Genomic DNA, 371 nt, shown 5'->3' with positions numbered 1-371 from the left:
GGCTGGTGGGTCGGGCCGTCTTCGCCCAGACCGATGGAGTCGTGGGTGTAAACCATCACCTGGCGCTGCTTCATCAGCGCCGCCATACGCACCGCGTTACGGGCGTATTCCACAAACATCAGGAAGGTGGAGGTGTACGGCAGGAAGCCGCCGTGCAGGGCGATACCGTTGGCGATGGCGGTCATCCCGAATTCACGCACGCCGTAGTGGATGTAGTTACCTGCCGCGTCTTCGTTAATCGCTTTCGAGCCGGACCAGATTGTCAGGTTAGACGGCGCCAGGTCAGCGGAGCCGCCGAGGAATTCCGGCAACAGCGGACCGAAGGCTTCGATGGCGTTCTGGGATGCTTTACGGCTGGCGATTTTCGCCGG

The 371-nt window shown here is 61.7% G+C and carries 1 pseudogene; it reads right to left on the bottom strand.

From position 1 onward, the window contains the following. Positions 1–371 (bottom strand): annotated as a pseudogene (locus tag GV764_RS06810) (transketolase); the annotation flags it as partial.

The organism is Atlantibacter hermannii (assembly GCF_009907385.1).
GTDB classification, from domain to species: domain Bacteria; phylum Pseudomonadota; class Gammaproteobacteria; order Enterobacterales; family Enterobacteriaceae; genus Atlantibacter; species Atlantibacter hermannii_A.
The sequence above is the reverse complement of the archived record's forward strand: the minus strand, read 5'-3'. Positions and strand labels throughout refer to the sequence as shown.